Source organism: Mesorhizobium sp. M0514, assembly GCF_040321145.1.
Classification (GTDB): domain Bacteria; phylum Pseudomonadota; class Alphaproteobacteria; order Rhizobiales; family Rhizobiaceae; genus Mesorhizobium.
Map to the genome: position 1 here is coordinate 52,973 of NZ_JAMYQZ010000018.1, position 24,267 is coordinate 77,239.

The window sequence follows — 24,267 nt, forward strand, 5'->3', positions numbered from 1 at the left end:
CAATTTCAAGGTGCAGGAGCGTGGTCCACACGGAACAACTTCGTGATTGGAAACCAGCCTATGGCTTTCCCACATCGGGGCTGTCCGAACGACGCGAATTCCTCCCAAGACACGCCGCTAGACGGACAGACAAACTGGAGTACTAAAAATGAAAAAGATCATCCTCACTGCCGCAGCCGTTTTGGCGATCACCGGCAGCGCCTTCGCCGGTAGCGACAATTACGGTTCCAATGGTGCGAACCAGCCAGCCGTCTCGGTCGACAGCTCGTATACGGCGTCCATTCAGAAGCCGGCGCACGCTGACAAGCAGCCTGTCGTTCAGGGCGCCGACCGCGACCTCTACGGCAATCGCTAATCCCGACCAAAGGAGAGCGGCTAACCCGTCGCTCTCGGGATCCCAAAAATTCAGGAGTGTTTGAAAATGAAAAAGCTCATCCTTGCTGCCGCCGCCGTTTTGGCCATCTCCGGCAGCGCTTTCGCCGGCAGCGACAACTACGGTTCCAACGGCGCCAACTAGCCTGCGATTACGTCGACCGATAGTGGCCATACGGCTTCGGTTGAGAAGTCGGCTCCAGCCGAGGAGGCGCCTGCCCACGGTGCCGACCGTAACCTTTTCGGCCGTTAAAAGCCGGTTCCCAGCACGCGGCGGGCTTATCCGCTGCAGCTGGCGGCATCAGAAAAATTCAGGAGACTAAAATGAAGAAGATCGTTCTTGCCACCGCAGCCCTTCTGGCTGTTTCGAGCGCTGCCTTTGCCGGCAGCGACAATTATGGCTCCAATGGCGCCAACCAGCCGGCCGCTGCCGTCGACACCACCCGCACTTCGTCGACCGGCACCAACTCGGCGGTCTACAAGCTGCTGAACTCGTCGAACGACCAACAGAAGTTCGTTCCTCAGAGCAGCGACAGGGATCGGTTCGGCAACAACTAACAGCCGAAGCTTAAAAAAGAGCGGCGGGCCTGGCCCGCCGCTCTTTTTCATACCTGTACGACGCAGCTATCTCAAGCCGCCTTCACTTCCACCGGCTTGAGCGAGAAGGAGTGCCCATCGGCGTCGAAGATGTGCAGGTCCCCGGCATCCGCGGTCAGTCGCAGCTTTGCCCCGCGCTTGACCTCGACATTGCCGGGCAGCTTGGTCACCAACGGCAGGTCGGCGCGGCCGATATCGACATAGACAAGCTGCACCTCGCCGAGTTGCTCGACATAGTCCACCACGCCCTCGAAAAGATAGTCCGCGCCGGTGGCGGCCGACAGATCCTCCGGCCGCACGCCGAAGCTGACTGCCGCACCCTTTGCTGACGCCGGCGTTGCGATCGGCACCGTTGCCTTGCGGCCGCCGACATGGCTGACGATTGTCGGGTTGCCCGTCCTGTCGATTGTCGCCGGCAGGATGTTCATGGCCGGCGAGCCGATGAACTGGGCAACGAACAGATTGCCGGGCTTCTTGTAGAGGTCCATCGGCGTGCCGACCTGCTCGATATGGCCATCCTTCAGCACGACGATGCGGTCGGCGAGCGTCATCGCTTCGACCTGATCGTGGGTGACGTAGATCATGGTCGTGGCAGGCATCGATTCCTTGAGCTTGGCGATCTCGATGCGGGTCGCGACGCGCAGCGCCGCGTCGAGATTCGACAGCGGCTCGTCGAACAGGAACACTTTCGGATTGCGCACGATGGCGCGACCGATGGCGACACGCTGGCGCTGGCCGCCCGACATCGCCTTGGGCAGGCGGTCGAGATATTTGGTCAGCTGCAGGATTTCGGCGGCCTGCCGCACCCGCTTGTCGATCTCGGCCTTGCTTTCCTTGCCGATCTTCATCGAGAAGGCCATGTTGTCGTAGACGGTCATGTGCGGATAGAGCGCATAGGACTGGAAAACCATGGCGATGCCGCGCTTGGAAGGCGGCACGTCGTTCACCACCTCGCCGGCGATCTTCAGCTCGCCGGAGGTGATCTCCTCAAGCCCGGCGATGGACCGCAGCAAGGTCGACTTGCCGCAACCCGACGGGCCGACGAAGACGATGAACTCGCCCGACTTTATGTCGAGGTCGATGCCGTGGAGAATGTGCAGATTGCCGTATGATTTCTTCACCTGTCTCAGCGTGACGTCGGCCATGATTTCCTCCCAGTGATTTCCCTAGAGAACCTGGATTTCTCAAAAAATCCAGTTTCGTCAAAAACTCAGTCGATGCGCCCGAACCAGGCGCCGTAGCCGCCGAGGCGGATGGAACCTGTGCCGGATTGTCCCGAAAAACCGTGCCCGGCCAAGGGCAGCAGCGCCTGACCACCGAGATCGACCTCGGCCGGCTTGCTGGCCAGATTGAAGACGCAGACGATCTGCTCATTGCCCTCACGGCGGGTGAAGGCGACGGTGTCGCCCTCGCTTTCGATGAACTCGATATCGCCTTTGGCCAGGGCCGGATGCTGGCGGCGGAAACCGAGAAAGCGCCGGTAGTGCTCGAGCAGCGAGGCCGCGTCGCCCTGCTGAACATTGACGGCTTGCGACAAATGCTTGCCCGGCACCGGCAGCCAGGGCTTGGCCGTCGAAAAGCCGGCATTGCTGGCGGTTGCATCCCACACCATCGGCGTGCGGCAGCCGTCGCGGCCCTTGAATTCGGGCCAGAAGCGAATGCCGTAGGGGTCCTGCAGATCCTCGAACTGCAACTCGGCTTCGCCCAGCCCAAGCTCCTCTCCCTGATAGAGGCAGACCGAACCGCGCAGCGACATCAGCAGCGCCGAGATAACCTTCAGATAGGCGGCCGGGTCGGCCTCGTCGGCGGCCCAGCGCGAGGCCGGACGCATCACGTCGTGGTTGGAAAAGGCCCAGCACGACCAGCCGTCGCTGGCGACCTTGCCGAAGGCTTCCAGCACCTGGGGCACCTTGGCGGCGCTGATCTTTTCCGGCGCCAGGAAATCGAAGGAATAGCACATGTGGACGCGTTTGCCGCCGGCGGTGTAGGCGGCGACCACTTCCAGCCCACGCTGCGAATCGCCAACTTCGCCGACCGCGGCGGCCGCCGGATATTCGTCGAGCAGCGCCCGGAACCGTTCGAGGAAGGCAAGGTTTTCCGGCCGGCTCTTGTCGTAGATATGGTCCTGGTAGTTGTAGGGATTGACCGCAGGTGCTGTCTGGTCGTTGCGCTCTTCGGGCGGCAGCGGCGGATTGTTCTCCAGCCCCTGGCTGTGGAAGTAGAAATTGATGGTGTCGAGGCGGAAGCCGTCGACGCCGCGCTCCAGCCAGAAGCGGGTGACGTCGAGCAGCGCGTCCTGGACTTCCAGATTGTGGAAGTTGAGGTCCGGCTGCTCGGACAGGAAATTATGCAGATAATATTGCTGGCGGCTGGTGTCCCACTGCCAGGCCGAGCCGCCGAAGATCGACAGCCAGTTGTTGGGCGGCGTGCCGTCCGGCCTGGCGTCGGCCCAGACATACCAGTCGGCCTTGGGATTGCTACGGCTGGCGCGGCTCTCCTTGAACCATGGATGGTTGTCGGCGGTGTGCGACAGCACCTCGTCGATCATCACCTTGAGGCCGAGGTGATGGGCTTCCGCAACCAGCGCGTCGAAATCGGCGAGCGTCCCGAACATCGGGTCGACGTCGCAATAGTCCGAGACGTCGTAGCCGAAATCCTTCATCGGCGACTTGAAGAAGGGCGAAATCCAGATGGCGTCGACGCCGAGCGAGGCGATGTAGGGCAGCCTGCGGATGATGCCCTTGAGGTCGCCGATGCCGTCGCCATTGGAGTCCTGATAGGAGCGCGGATAGATCTGGTAGATCACCGCGCCCCGCCACCAGTCGCGATCGACGGCGAGATCGGGCTTCGAGGTCGCCTTCAAAGCGGCTTGCATAAGTCTCAACCTCCTTTGACCGAGCCGGCCAGCAGCCCGCGGACGAAATAGCGCTGCAGCGAGAAGAACACGATCAGCGGCACGATAATGGTGACGAAGGCCGATGTCGTCAGGATTTCCCAGTCGCCGCCGCGCGAGCCGAGCAGCGCGTTGAGCTTCGCGGTCAGCACGATCTGGTCCCCTTCGGTACCGAGGAAAACCATTGCCACCAACAAATCGTTCCACACCCACAGGAACTGGAAGATTGCAAAGGACGCCAGCACCGGGAAGGACAGCGGCAGCACGATCTTGACGAAGATTTCGAAATCGCTGGCGCCGTCTATGCGCGCCGATTCCATGATCTCGCGCGGCAGGCCGGCAATATAGCTGCGCAGGAGATAGATGGCGAAGGGCAGGCCGAAGCCGGTATGCGCCAGCCAGATGCCAAGATAGGTTTTCGACGGCACACCGAAGAATATGCCGACGCCGTTGTAGATTTTCAAAAGTGGGATCAAGGACATCTGCAACGGCACCACCAGCAGGCCGATGATGGTGGCGATCAGCAAGGCGCGGCCGGGAAAACGCATCCACGCCAATGCATAGGCGGCGAAGGCGGCGATCAGGATCGGGATGACCGTCGCCGGGATGGTAACGGTCAGCGAGTTTATGAACGAGCGGCCGATGCCCTCCGAAAACAGCACGGTCTTGTAATTGTCGGTGGTGAATTTCGGTGGCGCCGACGAGGCGTAATAGACGCGCTGGCCACGGTCGCCTTCGAAAGCCTTGGGCGAACTCATGACGAACGTGCCGTCGGCATTGAGCTGCAAGGTCACGCCGTCGCCGAGATCGGCAGTGGTGCCGGCCGGATATTGCGTCGGTGCCGCCGACTTGACGCCGAAGGCGCTGATGTTGCGCGCAGCACCGTCGCCGAAGATATTGCCGGCAAGCACGAACTTGCCGTCCTTCTCGACCTGCGCCGAGGCAGGCGGCAGGCGGCCGGCTTCAGTCTGGCTGGAGCTGGAGAACGAGTTCCACCAGCCCGAGGCGATGATCTGGTCCTTGTCGCGCAGTGACGAGACCAGGATGCCGAGCGTCGGCACGGTCCAGATGGCGACGAAGACGAGCACGGCGATGTGGACGCCGAAGCGGCTGGCAAAGGACTTCCCGGTCGCGACGGCCATCTCAATGTCCTCCCGTCTCTTTGTTCGCCTGCAGGATGTTCCAGACCATGATCGGGATGACCGCGATCATGATGATGATGGCGATGGTGGCGCCGCGGCCGAAATCGCCGCCGCCGCGGAACATCCAGTCGAACATCAGATTGGCCAGCACCTGGCTGTTCCATTGGCCGTTGGTCATGGTCAGCACGATGTCGAACACTTTCAGCACCAGGATGGTGATCGTCGTCCAGACCACGGCGATGGTGCCCCAGATCTGCGGCACCATGATCTTCCAGAAGATCTGGAACGGATTGGCGCCGTCGATGACCGCGGCTTCAAGCGTCTCTTCGGGGATGCCGCGCAACGCCGAAGACAGGATGACCATGGCAAAGCCGGTCTGGATCCAGATCAGGATGATCATCAGGAAGAAATTGTTCCAGAACGGCAGCGATATCCAGACCTGCGGCTGGCCGCCGAAATACTGGATGATGGCGTTGAGCAGGCCGATCTGCGTCTGGCCCTCGCCGCGGTATTCGTAGATGAATTTCCAGATCACGCTGGCGCCGACGAAGGAGATCGCCAGCGGCAGGAAGATCAGGCTCTTGGCGATTGTGCCCCACCAGATCTTGTCCGTGAGCACGGCGATTATCAGCCCTAGAAAGGTGCAGGCGGCGGGCACCACCGCCAGCCAGATGATGTTGTTCAGGATCGAGTTGCGGAACTCGCGGTCGCCGAACGCCCATTCATAGTTGGCGAAGCCGACAAAATGCTGGCCGCCGCGGTCGAGGAAGGACAGCCAGAGCGTCGCCACCACCGGATAGATCAGGTAGACGGTGAGGATGATCATCGCCGGGCCGACGAACAGCCACGGACGGACCAGTCCTTGCCGGCGCAGATTGTCGATGGCCGCAGCCCCGGCCACGCCGCGCGACGGGAATATCAGGTCGACCAGCTTGTTGGCGCCCCAGAAATAGGCGACGCAGCCGCCGACGCCGATGATGATGACAAAAATGGCCGATAAGATCTGAGCAGCCATGGGTCCCTCTTCCCTGCGCATGATCGGCCGGGCCTTGAACAGCCCTGGCGATGTGGCTCTGCGCCGATTTAAGTTATTCTGGAACGAACGAACGCAAATCGGTCCGGCGTAAGGCGCCGGTCGGATCCGGGCCATAGCGGCCCGGATCCAGTCTGTGGAGGAAGTCCTGAATTTGCCGCCAAAGCGGCTGATTACTTGGCAGTGGTTACTTGCCAGTTGACTGCTTGCCAGCTGACTACTTGATAGCGTCCCAGCTCTTCTGGATGTCGGTGGCGACATCCTGCGCCGACTTGCCGCCGACCAGATCGATCATGCCGGTCCAGAAGGCGCCGGCGCCGATCTTGCCCGGCATCAGGTCCGAACCGTCGAAGCGGAAGGTCGAGGCATTGGCGAGGATATCGCCCTGCTTCTTCAGCGCGTCGCTGGCATAGGCATCCTTGTTGACCGACTTGAGCGGCGTGACGAAGCCGCCCTGGGCCATCCAGATTTCATGCGCCAGCGGCATTTTCAGGAATTCGATGAACGCGCGTGCACCCTTCGAATCCTTGGTGATCATGGCCAGCGTGCCGGCGCCGAGCACAGGCGTGCCCAGCTCGGGCTTGGATGCATAGGGCGGGAAGTAGAAGAAGTCGGCGTCCTGTCCAACCTTTGTGCCTTCCGGGAAGAAGGTCGGGATGAACGATGCCTGATGGTGCAGGTAGCATTTCGGCGGCACCGAGAAGAGGCCCTTCGGGCTGTCGCGGAAGTCGGTCGCGGCAACCGCCTTGGCCCCACCGTCGACCATCTTGTCGTCGGTCGCGATCTTGCCGAAAATGTCGATGGCGTTGACCACCGCCGGATCGTTGAACGGGATCTCGTTCTTTACCCACTTGTCATACACGTCGGGCGCCTGGGTGCGCAGCATGATGTCTTCGACCCAGTCGGTCGCCGGCCAGCCGGTAGCGCCGCCTGAGCCGAGGCCGATGCACCACGGCGTGCCGCCGTCGGCGATGATCTTCTTCTCGAGGTCGGCGAGCTCTTCCTGGGTCTTGGGAACCTTGTAGCCGGCTTCCTCGAAATTGTCGGGCGAATACCAGACCAGCGATTTCACGTCGGCCTTGTAGGGGAAGGCGAAGAAGCCCGGCTTGCCGTCCTTGTCCTTGAAGGTGCCGAGATCGACCCATGACTGGCCGGCGCCGTAATTGTCCTTGATCCATTTGGCGGTGTCGTCGCCCAGCGGCGTCAAAAGGCCCTTGGACGCCAGATCCTGGATCAGGCCCGGCTGCGGCAGTACGGCGATATTGGGCGGGCTGCCGGCCTGGGTATCGATGACGATCTGCTGTTCGTAATTTTCCGACGAGGAGTATTTGATCTCGGCGCCGGTGGCTTCCTGAAAATATTCGAGAACAGTGCGGATGAGGCCTTCGTCCTCGCCGCGCCAGGGCCCGAAGATGGTCAGCGTCTCGCCCTTGAGATCGACCTTCTTCAGCTCTTCGTAATTGGCCCAGTTGAAGCGCTTGTCTTCCCCGGGCTTGAACTTCAGTTCGGCTTGCGCCGGCAGGGACACGAGCGTGGCAAACGCTGCGCCAAGCAGAAGCATCTTCTTCATCGGTATTCCTCCCAGTGTGGACACATACACCCGGACGGAACCTCCATTCCGCCCGCCGACGCTGCAGGACTGTGACTCGTTCAGTAAGGAACCGCAACCTTTCGAAGAGTCTTCCAAAGCGCTTTGGCCTTTTTGATCTCGCCATTGAATCGGCTGGAAGTCAAGAGGGCGGTGGGCTAATCGATTTAATTTTAGTCGCGAGACGTTGTTAAAGTGCGCTGCAGCATAGTATTTTCGCGCTGCAACAGCACATTTTGCTTCAAACTGGCCGGACCAGTGCGTATGGTCGCCCGGTTCCGTTGCGCTCGTCTTGGCGGCCACAGAGATTAAAAATTAAAACCGCTTTGAGGCTTGGAGACCTCCCGGTGAACCTGAAGCAGCTCTCTCATATGCTGGCTCTGTCGCAGACAACGGTAAGCCGTGCGCTGAACGGCTATCCCGAGGTCAACGAGGAAACCCGCCGGCGTGTGGTGGATGCCGCCAAGCGCCACGGCTACCGGCCCAACCCGAGCGCGCGCCGGCTGGCGACCGGCAAGACGGGCATGATCGGCTATGTCCTGCCGACGGGCGCCTCCGTCGACATAGACCCGCATTTCGTCGAATTCCTCTCCGGCCTCGGCGACTATGCCCGCTCGCACGAACTCGACCTAGTGCTGTCGCCGGCCGATGCCGACGACCAGGAAACCACCTATCGCCGCATCGTCGCCAACCGCCAGGTCGACGCCGTCTACATCTCCTCGCCGCGCCCGGCCGACCGGCGGGTGGCGCTGGTCAACACGCTCGGCATTCCCTTCATCGTCCATGGCCGCAGCGAAGGCTTCGATTTCGACTATCCCTTCACCGACATCGACAATGAGGGCGGCTTCCACGACGCCGCCCGGCTGCTGGTTCAGCTCGGCCACCGCCGGCTGGCGCTGATCAATGGCGACGACCGCGAGACCTTCGCCATCCACCGCGAGCGCGGCATGCGCAGGGCGCTGGCCGCGAGCGGCCTGACGCTCGGCGAGCGCCATGTCTGCTCGGTGACGATGACCGAGGAGAACGGCTATCGCGCCGCCAGGCGCCTGCTCGAACAGAGCGAGCGGCCGACGGCGATCGCCTGCTCCAGCCTGATCATGTCGCTCGGCGTCGTGCGCGCGGTGCGCGACCTTGGCCTGACCATTCCCGGCGACCTGTCGTTGATTGCCCATGACGACGTCTTTCCATGGCTGAAGCCGGAGAATTTTTCCGTGCCGCTGTCGACGACGCGCTCGTCGATCCGCCTCGCCGGCGCCCGCATCGCCGAACGCCTGGCAGCGCGCATTTCCGGCTTGGAAGAAGGGGCGCGAGGCGAGGTCTGGCCAGTCGATCTGGTGGTGAGGGGTTCGGTCGCAGGCGCCCCCGTCTAGGGATTAATCCATCGCTCCGCTGGGCAAGTTCACCCTTGTGGATGTTGCCCGCAGATAGATTGACTTTGTTGGGACAACGGTCTGCCTGGACCTGTCCTTGATTTGGCTTCGAGTGGGTGGCAACCAGTAAGCCAGAGCCATCAACCAGTCCTCAGGGTGCGCCACTTGCCCATATTCCCGTTCTCCGAAACGGATCCAATCCGGCATCCTGGCCCACCGCCGAAAACGTCGGAGGTGGTCATTGTCGGTGGCGGCATCATCGGTGTGACGACGGCGCTTTTCCTGGCACAGCGGAACATCCCGGTGACGCTGCTGGAAAAAGGACGCATTGCGGCCGAACAGTCGTCCCGAAACTGGGGCTGGATTCGAAAGCAGGGACGCGACGCCGACGAGCTGCCCATCGTCATCGAGGCTATTCGCCTGTGGCGGCAACTGGCTGAGGAATGTGGCGAGGACATCGGCCTGACCCAGACAGGTGTGACCTACCTCGCGAACACCGACAAGGACATGGCCGGCTTCGAAGCGTTCATGAAAATCGCCGCGACGCATGCGCTCGACACGCGTCTCCTGGATGCAGACGAAACCGCGGCACTCATCAAAGGCATGTCGCGCAAATTCAAGGGCGCGATGACGACGCTCTCCGACATGCGCGCGGAGCCTTGGCTGGCAGTGCCGGCACTTGCCCGGCTCGCCGCGCGAAAAGGCGTCAAAATCGTCGAGAATTGTGCGGCGCGAACCCTCGAAATCTCAGGCGGCAAGATCAAGGGCGTGTGGACCGAGGCGGGGTATGTCGAGGCCTCCAGCGTGCTGGTCGCCGGCGGCGCCTGGTCATCTCTGTTCTTGCGCAGACACGGCATCTCCATCCCCCAGCTCAGCGTCAGAGTAACCGCAGCCGCAACGGAGCCCATGCCTGAGGTCAATGCAGGTGCGGCCGCCGACGAACACATCGCGTTCCGGCGCAGGCAGGATGGCGGATATACGCTCGCCGCGGGCGGCAGCCATTTGCTTTACCTGGGGCCTGACGCATTCCGGCACGCCACCAAATACCTTCCCGCCCTCAGGGACAATCCGTTCGGGACGCGCTACTTTCCGTTCGCCCCGTCAGGCTACCCTGATGCCTGGTCGACGCCGCGCGATTGGGTGCCGGATTCCGTCAGTCCTTTCGAAAAAATGCGAGTGCTGAACCCGCCCCCTGAACGAGCCGGTCTGCGTTCGATAGAACGTAACTTCGGGTGTCTTTTTCCACAGTTCGAAGCAGTTCGCCTGAAGGCAGGCTGGGGCGGCATGATCGACGCCATGCCGGACGTCGTCCCCATCGTGGATCATGTGCAGGCCGTCGGCCGTCTTTTCGTCGCGACGGGAATGAGCGGTCACGGCTTCGGCATCGGGCCTGGCATAGGCCGGGTCGTTGCCGACATGATCCAGGGAAACCAGACCGGGCACGACCTCAGCCGCTTCCGGCTGTCTCGCTTCCATGATGGCAGCCCTGTCCGGCTGGGTCCGGCGCTCTGAATTGGGTGGCGCGAAATTCGCCCGTTTACTTGTTCGCCGCCGCCTTCGTATCCAGCAGCCCATAACCGAAATCATTGTCCCGTCCCTTCGGACCGAGATCCCTGGCGGTGGCGGCCAGCGCCTTTTCGATATCGTCGGCCGAGCGCTCGGGTGAGGCGTGGATCAGGTTGGCGATTGCGCCGGACACGATCGCGGCGGCAAATGAGGTGCCGGTGACGACGTCAGAGCCGGCGCCGCTCGGCGCCACCATCTCGACGCCGGGCGCCGAGATGAAGACATAAGCGCCGCGATTGGCCTGCTGCATCAGCCCGTCCTTGGCGTCGGTGGCGGTGACCGCGATCACGCCGTCATAGGCGGCGGGGTAGCCATAGGGCGCCTTCGGCCCGTTGTTGCCGGCAGCAGCGACCAGGATGATGCCGAGCCCGCGCGCATTGCGGCAGGCGGTGGCGAGCAGATCGTTCTTGGGGCCGACGAAACTCATATTGATGATGCTGACATTCTGGTCCGCCGCCCAGTCGAGCGCCGACAGGATGACATCCATGGTCGACCTGCCGTCCTCGAAGGCGCGGGCGTGATAGATCCTGGCGCCGGGCGCCATGCCTTCGAGGGCGCCGACGCCGGCGATCAGCCCGTCGACCGAGGTACCGTGGTCACGCTTTTCGACCGGCACGTTGGGCATGGCGTCGAACTGATCGGCAATGACGCCGGAAAGCGCCGGATTGGTGTCGTCTATGCCGGTGTCGATGACGGCAATGCGCACGTTTTCGCCACTGGCTTGCTTGTTGTCGAGCTGAATGCGCTCGAAGGCATAGTTGACGATGCCGGCCGCCTGCTGCAGCGAATAGATATGGTTTGGCTCGCGCCGCAGGGTGCGGCCATCGGCGGCCAGCTGCGCCAGCACGGCGCCGACCGGGCGGCCGTCGGGAATGCCGAAGCGCACCAGTGTGGTGCCGAGCAGCCGCGACTGGCGCTGCGAGCGCACTTCAAGGCCGAAGGAGGCGGCGATCTGCTGGACGGCGCCGGCATCGCCGTCGACGGTCACCAGCACCTCGTCGGGCACGAACTCGCCGGCGATGGCACGCCGCGGCGCGGTCGCGACAAGATCGGTCGGCGAAACGATCGCCCCGCCGGCGGGTGGCCCGGCCTGCGTGTCGGCAGGCGGCGTTGACGGTCGTGGCGTCGGCACGGGCGCTTCGGGAGCCGGTGGGTTGGGAAACAGGTCGACGATCAGGGCCGGAAGGGTAACTGCGCCTGATTCGCCTGCGCCGCCCTTGGCCTTATTGCCGTCTTTCGGGCAGTCGGCAGCCGCCGCTCCGGCCGCGTCGGTGCAGTCGGCCCGGCCGGCATTGGGATCATTGGTCTGCGCCGACGCCGGCACGGCGACGATTGTCGTCGCCGCCACCAGGATCGCCGCAAATCGAATGACCGCCCTAGCTGCCATCAACGGGTTTCCTTCCCTCGATCACGGTCTCCGTGAAAGGCTGGGCGGCAATAAGGCCGACGAGCCTGGTGTAGTCTGCTCCGGTCTTGACCGGGATGGCAATGCGGAAGACGCCCGAGGCGGCCGGCCCGCCGGCGATCTTCAGCGCGTTCTGGTCGAGGAAGACAGCGATGTCGGACATCTTCGCATCCGGCTTGAACTTGACCAGCGCGAACGGCAGTTTCGCCAGATCATCCTCGGCGCCGGCAATCTCGAAATCATGGCTCTTGCCGCCGGTCTGCACGTAGGACTGCACCACGACCAACGCCAGCAGCACCGCCGCTGCCGCCCAGGCGACGCCGACCGGCACCGCCATGAAACGGCCGAGTGCCTGCGCCAGCCAGGAACCGCCCGCGGGAGCGCGGACCGGTCCGGCTTCGGCGTCGAGCGCCCTGGCAAAGCGGCTGAGCGCATCGGCCGGTGGCCGGATCGCCTCGTTGGCGGCGGCGGCGCCGGAGAATTCCGCCTCAGCCTCGCCAAGCGCCGCCGTCGCCGCCGGATCGGACGCCAGCCATTCCTCGACGGCTTCGAGGTCCGAGCCTTCCAGCGAGCCGTTCAGGTAGAACGGCAGCAGCGTTTCCATTTCGTCACGGCGTGACATTTTTCCAGCGGCGCTCATATCTTCAGGATTACTCATGGCCACCCCCTGTCGTAACCGGCGGCCTTGAGGGCTTCGCCGAGTTTCTTGCGGGCGTAGAACATTCGGGTCTTGACAGTGGCGACCGGGATGCCGAGCACCTCGCCGATCTCCGTCACCGACTGTCCATGGTAATAGGCAAGGTCGATCACCGAGCGGTGTTCCTCCGGCAAAGCATCGACGAAGCGCCGCAAGGCGGCGCCCTTGTCTTCCTTCATGGTGGCGACTTCCGGCGTGTCGGCGCCATCGGGAACCTGCGCCGCATCATCGTCATCGATCCAGTCTTCTTTTTTCTTGCGCAGCATCGACAGCGCCTTGAACCGGGCGATGCCGAGCAGCCATGTCGAGACTTCCGAGCGCCCTTCGAAACCGGGCGCCTGGCGCCACAGCTCGAGAAAGACCTCGTTTGCGATATCGTCGGCCATCATTTCCGATCCCGTCTGGCGCACCACGAAGCGGTAGACCCGCGCGTGGTGACGCATGAACAGCAGCCGAACAGCGGCACGGTCGCCCTTCGCGACCCGGTCGACAAGCGCGCGATCAGTCTCGGTCGCTGCCGTCATGGCCGGTCGAGCCGCCTGGCTCCTGTCTGCTCTGTCGCCGATAGGTTCAAAAAGGTTCATCCTTCCGCCAAGGAATTTTGGCGAAGCTAACCGAAGAGAGGGAGTGTTGCCAGAGCGTCTCCCTTCTCCCCGTCACATACGGGGAGAAGGTGCCGGCAGGCGGATGAGGGGCGGCGCCGGCGTTGGGGTATTTATTTTGATGTTAGCGCTGCCCCTCACCCTTACCCTCTCCCCGTATAGTGACGGGGAGAGGGGGTAGCGAACGACTGCTCAGCGACGACCTCCGTCACCCCAAAAACGGCTTAGCCTTCATGGTCTCCGGCACCGGCACACCCAGCCGCTTCAGCACCGTCGGCGCCAGTTGCAGCTGATCAAGCAGCGTGTCCGGATCCGGCCCTTTGCCGGCTCCGAAATAATACAGCGCGAAATCCTGCATTTCATCGTCGCGGCCGCCATGATGGCCGCGGTCTGTCTGGCCGTGGTCGGCGGTTACGATCACCTCGTAACCGGCTTGCCGCCAGCCCGGCAGGAAGGCTGCCAGCATGCCGTCCATCGCATAGCAGGCATGGTCCATTTCGTGGCAGTCATGGCCGAAGCGATGGCCCATCGAATCGAGCGTGCAGGTGTGCAGGATCCCGTAGTCGATATCATGGCGCCGGGTCAGCATGGTCAGCGTCGCAAACAGGTCGACATCGCTCGGCGTCATCTGGTTGCGGGCATTATAGCCGGTCATGGTGTGGAAGCGGCCATGCGCGATCGGTCCGTTGGGCTCGTCATACTCCATGTCCTCGACCAGATCGAACGGATAGGAACGGAAGAATTCGGACCAGTAGGAATGCGTCACTGCGCCGGTCTTGCCGCCGGCCTTGCTGACCTCGGAGAAAATATCCGGCTTGTTGACGAGAAAACGGTTCTCGTTGGATAGGATGCCGTGCTCCTGCGGCGAAACCCCGGTGTGGATCGAGGCATAGCAGCAGGCCGAGGTCGACGGCAGCACCGAGCGCATCTTCCACACCTGCGCCTCGCCCGACTGCACCCAGCCCTCGAGATTGCCCATCAGCCGGCGCCAGTTCCGGTAGGGCACGCCATCGAGAATGATGAGCAGCAGTTTGGTCTTGAGCGCCATGGGCGGCTCCGGAAAGCTTTTGCCGTTGAAGGAAGTTTTCGCGACAAAGGCCGCGAATTCCCTACTAATTCCCCGCGCTCGCCATGCGCCGTCCCTTGATCGCCTTTTCCAGCCAGCCGATCTCCATCTCGGGAACGGACGACAGCAGCAGGTCGGTATAGGCGTCGAAGGGCGGCGTCAGCACCTTGCTCTTGGCGCCGTAGCGCACCACCTCGCCGCGGTACATCACCGCGATCGAATCGGCGATCGACTTCACCGTCGCCAGATCGTGAGTGATAAAGAGGTAGGCGACCTTCTCGTGCTGCTGCAGGTTGAGCAGCAGCTTGAGAATGCCGTTGGCCACCAGCGGGTCGAGCGCCGATGTCACCTCGTCGCAGATGATCAGCTTGGGCTTGGCGGCGAGCGAGCGGGCGATACAGACGCGCTGTTTCTGGCCTCCGGAGAGTTCGGCCGGATAACGATCGAGAAAGCCCTTGCCCATCTCGATCTCGTCGAGCAGTTCGGCGACGCGCTTGTCGCGCTCGCGGCCGCGTATGCCGAAGTAGAATTCCAGCGGCCGGCCGATGATGGTGCCGACGGTCTGGCGCGGGTTCATCGCCACGTCGGCCATCTGATAGATCATCTGCAACTGGCGCAGATCCTCCTTCGGCCGGTCGGCAAGCCGGTTGGCGAGCGGCCTGCCATCGAAGGTGACGGTGCCTTCCTCGGGCGGCAACAGCCCGGTGATAGCGCGCGCCAGCGTCGACTTGCCAGAGCCGGATTCACCGACGACCGCCAGCGTCTGTCCCGGATAGATGTCGACCGAGACGTTCTTCAGCACCTTGACGTGGCTGCCGCCGTAAGCGGCGGTGACGTTCTTGACCGACAGGAACGGCGCGGCGCCGGGCTTCTGCTCGGCATGCTCGATCTCATGCACCGAGACCAGCGCATTGGTGTATTCCTGGCGCGGCTCCTTGATGATCTGGCGAGTGCCGCCCCATTCGACCAGCCTGCCATGGCGCAGCACCATGATCTCGTCCGAGACCTGGGCGACGACGGCAAGATCGTGGGTAATGTAGAGCGCCGCGACATGGGTGTCGCGGATGGCGTCCTTGATCGCCGCCAGCACGTCGATCTGCGTCGTAACGTCGAGTGCCGTGGTCGGCTCGTCGAAGACGATCAGGTCAGGTTCCGAACACAGCGCCATAGCCGTCATCACGCGCTGCAACTGGCCGCCTGAGACCTGGTGCGGGAAGCGTTCGCCGATGATTTCGGGGTTTGGCAGGCTGAGCTTCTTGAACAACGCCACGGCACGTTTCTCGGCCTCGGCGCGTGTCGCCGTGCCGTGCAGCAGCGTTGCTTCCACCACCTGGTCCATCAGCTTGTGCGCCGGGTTGAAGGCGGCGGCCGCCGACTGCGCGACATAGCAGACCTCGCGGCCGCGCAATTTGCGGAAACCTTCCTTGCCGCCCTTGAGAATATCGCGGCCGTTGAGCAGCACCTCTCCGCCGGTGATGCGCACGCCGCCACGGCCATAGCCCATCGACGACAGGCCGATGGTCGACTTGCCGGCGCCGGACTCGCCGATCAGGCCGAGCACCTTGCCCTTTTCCAGCGTCAGCGAGACATCGTGGACCAAAACGATGTTCTTCGGCGCCTCGCCGGGCGGAAACACTGTCGCTTCGATGCGCAGATTGCGGATATCGAGCAGCAGGCCGGGCTTTGCTTTGGTGTCAGCCATCACCCGCGTCCTCCCTTCAGGCTTGTCGTGCGGTTGAGCACCCAATCGGCGACCAGATTGACCGAAATCGCCAGTGCTGCGATCGCCGCGGCGGGGATGAGTGCCGCCCCGATACCGAAGACGATGCCGTCCTTGTTTTCCTTGACCATGCCACCCCAGTCGGCATCCGGCGGTTGCACGCCGAGGCCGAGAAAGGACAGCGTCGACAAGAACAGCACCGCGTAGATGAAGCGCAGACCAAGTTCCGAGACCAGCGGCGACAGCGCGTTGGGCAGGATCTCGCGGAAGATGATCCAGCCGCTGCCTTCGCCCCGCAGCTTGGCGGCCTCGACATAATCCATGACGTTGATGTCGACGGCCACCGCGCGCGACAGCCGGTAGACGCGGGTCGAGTCGAGGACGCCCATCACCAGGATCAGCGTCACCAGGTTGGTCGGCAGCACCGAAAGCACGACGAGCGCCATGATCAAGGTCGGGATCGACATCAGCAGATCGACAAGGCGCGACAGCAGCGTGTCGAACCAGCCGCCGAACACCGCCGCCGAAAAGCCGAGGATGGCGCCGAGCGAGAATGACAGCGCGGTGGCCAGCACCGCAATGAACAGCGTGATGCGGGCGCCGTAGATCATGCGCGACAGAAGATCGCGACCGAGATTGTCGGTGCCCAGCAAATGTGCCGCCGTCATCGGTTCCCAGACATCGCCGACGATTTCGGCATTGCCGTACGGTGCGATCAACGGTGCGAAAACTGCCGCCAGCACGAACATAGCTGTCAGCACGATGCCGATCAGTGCGGGGATGGGGATGCGTTTGATGTCGAGCATGCCCGCCGCCTATTTCGGATGTCTGAGGCGCGGATTGGCGACAATCGCCCCGATGTCCGCAATGATGTTGAGGCTGATATAGACGGCGGCGAAGACCAGGCCGACCGCCTGCACCACCGGCACGTCGCGCTTGGTGACGTGGTCGACCAGATATTGTCCCATGCCGGGATAGACGAAGATCACCTCGACCACGACGACGCCGACGATGAGGTAGGCGAGGTTGAGCATGACGACGTTAATGATCGGCGCGATGGCATTGGGGAAAGCATGCTTGCGGATGACGTTGAAGGCCGACAGGCCTTTCAGTTCCGCCGTCTCGACATAGGCCGACTGCATGACGTTGAGGATGGCCGCGCGGGTCATGCGCATCATATGCGCCAGCACAACCAGCGTCAGCGCGGTGGCTGGCAACGCGATCGCCTGCATGCGCTCGCCGAACGGCATGCCGTCATAGACCGTGGAAATGGCCGGGAACCATTGATACTTCACGGCAAAGAAATAGACGAGCACATAGCCGATGAAGAATTCCGGGAAAGATGTCGAGGCGAGCGCCAGGCCGGAGATCAGCTTGTCGACCCAACCATTGCGGTAGCGCACGGCGATCAGGCCGAGGATGATGGCCAGCGGCACGGCCACGATCGCAGCCCAGAAGGCGAGGAACAGCGTGTTCCACAGCCGCCCCTTGATCGACGTGGCAATATCCTGGCCGCTCGACATCGCCGTGCCAAGATCGCCGGTGAGCACACCGCCTAGCCAATGGAAATACCTGATGTAAGCCGGCTGATTCAGGCCGAGCTGCTCGCGCAGATTGGCGAGCGATTCCGGCGTCGCCGACTGTCCGAGAATGGCTTGCGCGACGTCGCCGGGCAGGATCTGGGTGCCGGCGAAGATCAGGACCGAAACGGCCAGCAAGAGGACGATGCCCAGCGCAACGCGCTGGGCCACAAGTTTCACGACGGGTGAGGACATATCCGCAAAGCCGGGCTCAGGCTTCGAGCCAGCACTTCGCCAGCGCGTAGCCGTTCATCAGCTCCTGATGCGGATCGTCTACCCAGCCGCCGACCTTGGCGCCTGTCGCATCGATGAACTGATTGAACATCGGCAGGATCAGGCCGCCCTCGTCGCGCACCAGCACGGCCATGTCGTGGTACATCTGCTTGCGCTTGGTCTCGTCGAGTTCGGCGCGTGCGGCCAGCACCAGCTTGTCGAAGTCCGGACGCTTGAAACGGGTGTCGTTCCAGTCGGCGGTCGACAGATAGGCGGTCGAGTACATCTGGTCCTGGGTCGAGCGGCCGCCCCAATAGGAGGCGCAGAAGGGCTGCTTGTTCCAGACCTCGTTCCAGTAGCCGTCGCCGGGCTCGCGCTTGAGCTCGATCTTGATGCCGGCCTTGGCCGCGCTCTGCTGGAAGAGCTGCGAGGCGTCGACCGCGCCCGGGAAGGCAACGTCGGAGGTGCGCAGCAGCACGGTGCCGTCATGGCCCGACTTCTTGTAGTGGAACTTGGCCTTGTCGGGATCATATTTGCGCTGCTCGATCTCGGAAAACAGCGGATAGGACGAATTGATCGGGAAGTCGTTGCCGAGCGAGCCGTAGCCGCGCAGCACCTTGTTCAGCATCTCTTCGCGGTCGATCGCGAGCTTCAGCGCCATGCGCAGGTCGCTGTTGTCGAAGGGCGCGGTGTTGCAATGCATGATGAAGACATAGTGGCCGGGGCCGGCATGGTTGCGGATGGTGACGCCCGGTACACGCTTGATCAGGTCGACGATCTTCGGCTCGACGCGGTTGATCATGTTGACCTGGCCGCCCTGCAGGGCCGCCGTGCGCGCGGTCGCGTCGTTGATAACGATGATCTCGATCTGGTCGGCATGGCCCATCTTGTCGGCCTGCCAGTAATTGGCGAAGCGCTCGCCGCCATGGCGCACGCCGGGCTCGTTGGTGGTGACCTTGTAGGGTCCTGCCGAGATGCCGGCATCCGCCTTGTCCTTGCCGCCGTTGGGCTGGACGATGAGGTGGTAGTCGCTGAGGAGATAGGGAAGGTCGGCGTTGGCCTCCTTCAGCGTCAGGACGACTTCCTTGCCACTGGCTTTGATGCTGTCGATGCCTTTCATGTAGCCCAGCGCGCCGGACTTCGATTTTTCATCGGAATGGCGCTCGAGGGTTGCCGCCACATCCTCAGCGGTCACCGTCTTGCCGTTGTGGAATTCGACGCCGTCGCGGATTTTCAGCGTCCACACCTTGGCGTCGTCCGACGAGCCGATCTCTTCGGCGATGCGGTTCTCGAGTTTGCCTTCCGGGGACAGCTCGACGATCAGCTCGCCCCACATCTTGCCAAAGGCGAACGGCACTTGCGTCATGAACAAAGCCGGGTCCAGGCTGTTCGTGGATTCGCCGCCTACGAGGCCGGCCTTCAGCGTGCCGCCCTTGACCGGGCCTTCCGCGCGAGCCGCACTGGAAAGCAGCATATTGGCGAAGGGCGCTGTGACACCGAGTGCTGCGGCGCGGCCGAGGAAATCACGACGGCTCAGCTTGCCGGACGCAACGCGCCGGCTCAGATATTCGAGTTCGTTGGACATTTGAGTTCCTCACTCTGTTGGTTCGACCTTATGGTCGTTTTTTGCTTGTTGTTACCAAAGGGATATTGACCGGAAGGCAAAGCCGTAAGCAAGACGGAATGCGACATGCCGTGGCGTAAATCGTGCGTCGCAACTGGACCAGTCGGGTGGACGCTCAGAGCAGGTCGCGCGGGATCGTCTCTTCGAAATCGCGTTCGAAAACCAGCGTTTCGCCCTCATAGGCTTCGATTCTGGCGCTGACGATGAAGTTTTGCGCATCGCAGCGCATTTCAGCCGACGTCTCGGTGCGCACCGACCATCCGTTTCGCGACAAGGTCTGCGTCCAGTGCGTGCGGCCCGAGGCAGACAGCGGGTCGTCGGGGTGGATCGTCCAGCTCTCGCGGGCAATGCTGCCATTGGCCAGTCCATGCGCGAGATCGCGCACTTCTCCGAAATCATCCGTGATCGACAGCGTGACGATGCCGGTCTTCTCATCGCGATCGACGTGACGCTCGGAATTCGCTGCACGGACTGTCGCGGTTGCCCAGGGTGTTGCGCCTTCGGGAGACTGGAATGAGGTCTCGTCGCTTTTTGCGAGCGGGCGCAGCGGCAGCCTCAGCGTCGCCGCTGAAAGGTCGAGCCGCACCGGCTCCGGCGACGGCCAGATCATCGGCCAGTAAGCGTTGGAAACAGCGATGCGCAGGCGGTGTCCGGCCGGCACGCGGTAGGCGCACTGGTCGAGAATAACGCGCGCCGAAACCGTTTCGCCCGGCACCAGCGCTTGCGGCTGTTCGTGCGAAGCACGATGCGTCAGGTTGAGCACGCCGTAGGAGATCAGTTCCGAGGCGCCGTCGGGGTGCACGTCGCACAGTCGAACCGCGATGTTCGCCTGCGGGCGATCGGACGATATCCGGACCAGAAGCTCCGGCGCGCCGACGATGTCGAGTGCCTCGGCAAGCACAGGCTGATCGAAGCAGACGGACAGCGCATCGTCCGGGCGCTGGTCGCCCGGCAGTTCCGGGCCAAAGGTGAAGGGAAAATATTCGCCGCCGGCGAGCCCGCAGCTTTGCGGGGTCGCCACGATCGCCGGCCTGACGCCGTCAGCAATGAGTTCGATCGCCCCGACCTTGATGTTGGGAGACGGCCATTCCTGTTCGGCCACCCAACGGCCCGGCCGCTCCGGGTGCCAGCGCGCCGGCCGCACACTGTCCATGACATAGGCGCGGTAGTCCGGGTCGGCCTCGACGCCGGTGTCGACGCCCTTCAACCAGCTATCCCACCAGCGCAACGCCTCCTGCAGGAAGCCGATGGCGGGTTTGGGTTCGGCATAATGCGGGTATTTGTGGATCCATGGCCCGACAATGCCCTTCACCGGCGCCTGGATGTTGGTGACCAGATGCGAAATCGTGTTGCGGTAGCCGTCATGCCAGCCGCCGATCGACAGCACGGCGGCTTTGACCGCGGAGAAATCCTCGCAGATCGAACCGCGTTTCCAATAGGCGTCGCGATGCTGATGGCTGAGCCAGAGCGGCAGAAGGAAAGACTGGTTCTCCAGCCGCGTCAGCCAGAGGTCGCGCCAGCGGTTGCCCGCAATCAGCGGATCCGGCGGTCGCGACGAATAGGACAACATGGTCGAGGCCCAGCCGAAATTTTCCGTCAAAAGGCAGCCGCCCTTGTAGTGGATGTCATCGGCGTAGCGGTCGACGGTCGAGCACAGGCTGATCACCGCCTTCAGCGCCGGCGGCTGCTTGGCCGCCACCTGCAGGCAGTTGAAGCCACCCCAGGAAATGCCCATCATGCCGACACTGCCGTTGCACCAGGGCTGTGCTGCCGCCCAGGCAATCACATCGCAGGCGTCCTGCAATTCCTGCTCGGAATATTCGTCGTCCATCAGACCTTCGGAATCGCCATTGCCGCGCATGTCGACGCGGATCGAGGCGTAGCCGTGGCCGGCAAAATAGGGATGCGTCAGTTGATCGCGAAAGATGGTGCCGTCGCGCTTTCGATAGGGCAGGTGCTCAAGGATTGCCGGTACCGGATCCTCGCTCGCATCGTCCGGCATCCACACCCGCGCCGACAGCCGGCAACCATCCGGCATGACGATGCCCATATCGGGGAATTCGACGACCTTGCGGGGAAATTCGGTGATGGTTTTCATGCGATGCTCCAGGATGTCAGTGACGCATGAAGCGGGCATGTCATGAAGTCAAACGGGCGACGGCCGGTGTCGCCGCGACGACGCCACGATATGTAGCCCGATTGTTTTGCCCTGATGTTGCAGGATTATAATTAATGTATTACATTTATTAACTGAACCCAACGTAATGAGGATGGTTTCGCCTGAAAATCGTTTGGGATGAGCCAAAGCGCGTGACGAACCTGGACAGCCGGGGTCTCGATTTTGCCGAACTCGATTGAGTTTTTTTGCGACTTCAACCGTCCTTCCAGCCAAGGCCGACCGGTTCAAGGCGATTGGCGAATTCGGAGAGATCATCCTGGCCGTGATTTTGAAGCCGCTTGGTTCGGAGGTGATCTCGATGCGCCGTGCCAGCCGAAAGGAAAGGTCAGTATATGAACAATCCTAAATCGCGTGTTCGACCGCTTACCGATGCGGAGGAAGTGGAAATTCAAAGACAAATTGTTGATGATCCCGACGATGCGGAGACGACAGACGAACAGTTGGCGCAAGCCAGGCCTTTCGCGGAAGTGTTTCCAGAACTTTTCGAGAGCATAAGGCGTGCTCGTGGCCGGCCAGCCGTGGAGAAGCCTAAGCAAGTCGTGTCCATCCGTCTGGATCAGGATGTCATCAGTAAATTCAAGGCGACCGGCAAGGGCTGGCAAGCCAGGATCAACGAGGTGCTGAAAAACGCGAAGGTAGGCTAGGCAATCCGCGTCAGTTCAGCGGAATGTCGTTTTCGGCCTTGCGCGCCTGATAAGCGCCGGACAGTTCGTCGTAGCGGGCGGAAATATTGCCGATCCTTGCCTCAAGCCGGCCGCGCTCGGCCTCGGGCAGCGTCCGCACCAGCCTGCGAATGGAAAAACTCTTCCAATAAGCGTTCTCGGCATTGTAGCCGCCGGGATCAAGAGTGAAGACCTCTTTCAGGATTTTCAGATCGTGCGGGATCGCAAAGCTGTCGCGTGAATCCTCGTGGCTGAAGAGGTAGTAGAAATTGTCGAAGCCGGTCCAGGTGATCGCCGACAGGCAGAGCGAGCAGGGCTCATGCGTGGCGATGAAGATGGCGTCCTTGGTGTCGACGCGCTCGGCTTTCGGCATTTCATAGAAACGCTTCAGGCAGTGCACCTCGCCATGCCAGAGCGGATTTTCCATCTCGTTGTTGGTTTCGGCCAGCACCAGCGAGCGGTCGCCCTTCCGCAGGATGGCGGCGCCGAACAGCTTGTTCCCATGGGCCACGCCCTCTGCCGTTTTCGGCACGATGTCGTGCTCGATGACATCGAGCAGGCGGTCGATCAGCGATATGTCGGTCATTTCTCAGGTCTCGTTGGGGAGATGGACTTCGTAGGGGTGCGAGAAATGGAACTCTTCGAGGTTGGAGCCGTCACCGCCGCGGTCGACGATGACGAAATCCTGCGCTTCGCCGAGCGGCGTCAGCACGCCGTGCCAGAGATTGCGCGGATAGTTGACGCCTTGCCCGGGTGCGGTGATGAAGGCGTGCGGCTCGCCCGGACCGTCCTTGCCGTCATGGCAGACGACGACCAGGAAAGGCCGCGGTGACAGCGGGATGAACGCCTGGCTGCCTAAGGGATGGCGCTCGACCATGGTCAGCTTCAGCGGCAGGTCGTAAGGCGTGCCGCGCGCCATCGAGATCAGCACGCGGGCATTCGGTCCCGCGGCTTCAGCGGTGGCGAGATCGTGGTAGCGCTCGGTCTTGCCGCCATTGATCGGGTAGTGATTGCCGCCGCCCATGTCGATGACATCGCCGAAGCCGGCAAAGCTTTCGCGGGTCAGCGGCCGCGCTGTGATGCGGGTCACCGCGCGCGACCGCCAAAGCCCGCCCCGCCGAGCTTGGCGTGCCGGTTGACGTCCTTGTAAAGGAGATAGCGGAATTTGCCTGGGCCGCCCGCGTAGCAGGCCTGCGGGCAGAAGGCGCGCAGCCACATGAAGTCGCCGGCCTCGACCTCGACCCAGTCCTGGTTGAGGCGGTAGACCGCCTTGCCTTCCAAGACATAGAGCCCGTGCTCCATGACATGCGTCTCGGCAAACGGGATGACGGCGCCAGGCTCGAGCGTAACGATGGTGACATGCATGTCGTGGCGCATGTCGGCTGGATCGACGAAACGGGTCGTCGCCCAGCGACCCTCGGTGCCGGGCATCGGCGTCGGCGCCATTTGCTGGTCACTGCTGAACAGGACTTCCGGCGCGTCGATGCCGTCGACGGCCTCATAGGCCTTCCTGATCCAGTGGAAGCGTACGGCGTCGCGACCTTCGTTGCGCACCGTCCAGCCGCTGTCCGGCGGCAGGAAGGCAAAACCGCCGGCTTGCAGCACATGTTTCTTGCCGGCCAGCGAAACGGTCAACTCGCCCTCAACCACGAACAGCACGCCCTCGGCGCCGGCGTCCGGCTCGGGCCGGTCGCTGCCGCCGCCAGGCAAAACCTCGACGATGTACTGCGAAAATGTCTCGGCGAAACCCGAAAGCGGCCTGGCGATGATCCAGGCCCTGGTCTCGTCCCAGAACGGCAGTGGGCTGGTGACGATGTCCTGCATCACTCCCTTCGGTATGACGGCATAGGCTTCGGTGAAGACGGCGCGGCCGGTCAAAAGCTCATTTTGGCCGGGATGGCCGCCATGCGGTGCATAATAGGTTTTCTGGTCAGTCTTGATCATATCCATTGGGTCCT

At 62.6% G+C, this 24,267-nt stretch carries 22 protein-coding genes and 2 pseudogenes; 7 read left to right on the forward strand and 17 right to left on the reverse strand.

Annotation, left to right across the window (positions count from 1 at the left end):
• Window positions 1–148 precede the first annotated feature (148 nt).
• The 3 genes and pseudogenes from NKI61_RS10325 to NKI61_RS10335 all read left to right on the forward strand — a co-directional run bounded on the left by NKI61_RS10325 (window position 149) and on the right by NKI61_RS10335 (window position 930).
• Window positions 149–355 (forward strand): DUF680 domain-containing protein, encoded by a 207-nt coding sequence (locus NKI61_RS10325; RefSeq protein WP_023668885.1) that lies wholly within the window; start codon window positions 149–151, stop codon window positions 353–355.
• Window positions 356–421: 66 nt separating this feature from the next.
• A pseudogene (locus NKI61_RS10330) lies at window positions 422–625 on the forward strand (DUF680 domain-containing protein).
• A gap of 71 nt (window positions 626–696) precedes the next feature.
• Window positions 697–930, forward strand: a complete 234-nt coding sequence (locus NKI61_RS10335; RefSeq protein WP_352813283.1) for a DUF680 domain-containing protein — start codon at window positions 697–699, stop codon at window positions 928–930.
• 71 nt (window positions 931–1,001) lie between these two features.
• Here NKI61_RS10335 and NKI61_RS10340 read toward each other — a convergent pair whose 3' ends face one another.
• The 5 genes from NKI61_RS10340 to NKI61_RS10360 form a co-directional block, all read right to left on the reverse strand.
• The gene (locus NKI61_RS10340) at window positions 1,002–2,114 is read right to left on the reverse strand and encodes an ABC transporter ATP-binding protein (protein WP_352839322.1); all 1,113 of its coding nucleotides are present in this window, start codon (window positions 2,112–2,114) and stop codon (window positions 1,002–1,004) included.
• 65 nt (window positions 2,115–2,179) lie between these two features.
• Window positions 2,180–3,844: a beta-galactosidase BglA gene (gene bglA / locus NKI61_RS10345; protein WP_352839323.1), complete on the reverse strand. Its 1,665-nt coding sequence runs from the start codon at window positions 3,842–3,844 to the stop codon at window positions 2,180–2,182.
• Window positions 3,845–3,849: 5 nt separating this feature from the next.
• The gene (locus NKI61_RS10350; protein ID WP_023715517.1) at window positions 3,850–5,004 is read right to left on the reverse strand and encodes a carbohydrate ABC transporter permease; all 1,155 of its coding nucleotides are present in this window, start codon (window positions 5,002–5,004) and stop codon (window positions 3,850–3,852) included.
• A 1-nt stretch (window position 5,005) separates the two neighbouring features.
• Complete coding sequence (locus NKI61_RS10355) at window positions 5,006–6,019, reverse strand: carbohydrate ABC transporter permease (RefSeq protein ID WP_352839325.1); 1,014 nt, start codon at window positions 6,017–6,019, stop codon at window positions 5,006–5,008.
• A gap of 235 nt (window positions 6,020–6,254) precedes the next feature.
• Window positions 6,255–7,607 (reverse strand): ABC transporter substrate-binding protein, encoded by a 1,353-nt coding sequence (locus tag NKI61_RS10360; protein ID WP_023732605.1) that lies wholly within the window; start codon window positions 7,605–7,607, stop codon window positions 6,255–6,257.
• A gap of 365 nt (window positions 7,608–7,972) precedes the next feature.
• Between NKI61_RS10360 and NKI61_RS10365 the strand changes: the two genes are divergently transcribed.
• Both NKI61_RS10365 and NKI61_RS10370 read left to right on the forward strand, forming a co-directional pair.
• Entirely contained in the window at window positions 7,973–8,995 is a 1,023-nt protein-coding gene (locus tag NKI61_RS10365; RefSeq protein WP_023732606.1) for a substrate-binding domain-containing protein, read from the forward strand.
• Between the two features lie 165 nt (window positions 8,996–9,160).
• Complete coding sequence (locus NKI61_RS10370; protein WP_352839327.1) at window positions 9,161–10,507, forward strand: NAD(P)/FAD-dependent oxidoreductase; 1,347 nt, start codon at window positions 9,161–9,163, stop codon at window positions 10,505–10,507.
• Window positions 10,508–10,532: 25 nt separating this feature from the next.
• Here the strand turns inward: NKI61_RS10370 and NKI61_RS10375 are convergent, their stop codons facing one another.
• From NKI61_RS10375 to NKI61_RS10415, 9 genes are all read right to left on the reverse strand, one after another.
• A complete protein-coding gene (locus tag NKI61_RS10375; protein ID WP_352839329.1) occupies window positions 10,533–11,948 on the reverse strand; it encodes a S8 family serine peptidase in 1,416 nt (471 codons plus the stop codon).
• Window positions 11,938–12,606, reverse strand: coding sequence for an anti-sigma factor (locus NKI61_RS10380; RefSeq protein ID WP_352511136.1), 669 nt, complete (start codon window positions 12,604–12,606; stop codon window positions 11,938–11,940). The genes NKI61_RS10375 and NKI61_RS10380 overlap by 11 nt, the downstream gene beginning before the upstream one ends.
• A gap of 14 nt (window positions 12,607–12,620) precedes the next feature.
• A complete protein-coding gene (locus tag NKI61_RS10385; protein ID WP_023683483.1) occupies window positions 12,621–13,187 on the reverse strand; it encodes a sigma-70 family RNA polymerase sigma factor in 567 nt (188 codons plus the stop codon).
• Window positions 13,188–13,473: 286 nt separating this feature from the next.
• Window positions 13,474–14,313 (reverse strand): alkaline phosphatase family protein, encoded by an 840-nt coding sequence (locus NKI61_RS10390; protein ID WP_352521754.1) that lies wholly within the window; start codon window positions 14,311–14,313, stop codon window positions 13,474–13,476.
• Between the two features lie 64 nt (window positions 14,314–14,377).
• Window positions 14,378–16,033, reverse strand: a complete 1,656-nt coding sequence (locus tag NKI61_RS10395; RefSeq protein WP_023671390.1) for an ABC transporter ATP-binding protein — start codon at window positions 16,031–16,033, stop codon at window positions 14,378–14,380.
• A complete protein-coding gene (locus NKI61_RS10400; protein ID WP_023671389.1) occupies window positions 16,033–16,857 on the reverse strand; it encodes an ABC transporter permease in 825 nt (274 codons plus the stop codon). The genes NKI61_RS10395 and NKI61_RS10400 overlap by 1 nt, the downstream gene beginning before the upstream one ends.
• A gap of 9 nt (window positions 16,858–16,866) precedes the next feature.
• Entirely contained in the window at window positions 16,867–17,826 is a 960-nt protein-coding gene (locus NKI61_RS10405) for an ABC transporter permease (protein WP_023671388.1), read from the reverse strand.
• Between the two features lie 16 nt (window positions 17,827–17,842).
• Window positions 17,843–19,429, reverse strand: coding sequence for an ABC transporter substrate-binding protein (locus NKI61_RS10410; RefSeq protein WP_023671387.1), 1,587 nt, complete (start codon window positions 19,427–19,429; stop codon window positions 17,843–17,845).
• 154 nt (window positions 19,430–19,583) lie between these two features.
• A complete protein-coding gene (locus tag NKI61_RS10415; RefSeq protein ID WP_352839330.1) occupies window positions 19,584–21,566 on the reverse strand; it encodes a CocE/NonD family hydrolase in 1,983 nt (660 codons plus the stop codon).
• 182 nt (window positions 21,567–21,748) lie between these two features.
• Between NKI61_RS10415 and NKI61_RS10420 the strand changes: the two are divergent.
• Window positions 21,749–21,993 (forward strand): annotated as a pseudogene (locus NKI61_RS10420) (BrnT family toxin).
• Window positions 21,980–22,291, forward strand: a complete 312-nt coding sequence (locus NKI61_RS10425) for a BrnA antitoxin family protein (RefSeq protein WP_023671384.1) — start codon at window positions 21,980–21,982, stop codon at window positions 22,289–22,291. The pseudogene NKI61_RS10420 and the gene NKI61_RS10425 overlap by 14 nt, the downstream one beginning before the upstream one ends.
• 10 nt (window positions 22,292–22,301) lie before the next feature.
• Here NKI61_RS10425 and NKI61_RS10430 read toward each other — a convergent pair whose 3' ends face one another.
• The 3 genes from NKI61_RS10430 to NKI61_RS10440 are packed head-to-tail and all read right to left on the reverse strand — an operon-like array spanning window position 22,302 to window position 24,253.
• On the reverse strand, window positions 22,302–22,895 hold the full coding sequence (locus NKI61_RS10430) for a nucleoside deaminase (RefSeq protein WP_023742576.1): 594 nt from the start codon (window positions 22,893–22,895) through the stop codon (window positions 22,302–22,304).
• A gap of 3 nt (window positions 22,896–22,898) precedes the next feature.
• Window positions 22,899–23,399: an ureidoglycolate lyase gene (locus NKI61_RS10435; protein WP_352839332.1), complete on the reverse strand. Its 501-nt coding sequence runs from the start codon at window positions 23,397–23,399 to the stop codon at window positions 22,899–22,901.
• On the reverse strand, window positions 23,396–24,253 hold the full coding sequence (locus NKI61_RS10440) for a bifunctional allantoicase/(S)-ureidoglycine aminohydrolase (RefSeq protein WP_502899889.1): 858 nt from the start codon (window positions 24,251–24,253) through the stop codon (window positions 23,396–23,398). Before NKI61_RS10440 ends, NKI61_RS10435 begins: the two co-directional genes overlap by 4 nt.
• Window positions 24,254–24,267: the final 14 nt, after the last annotated feature.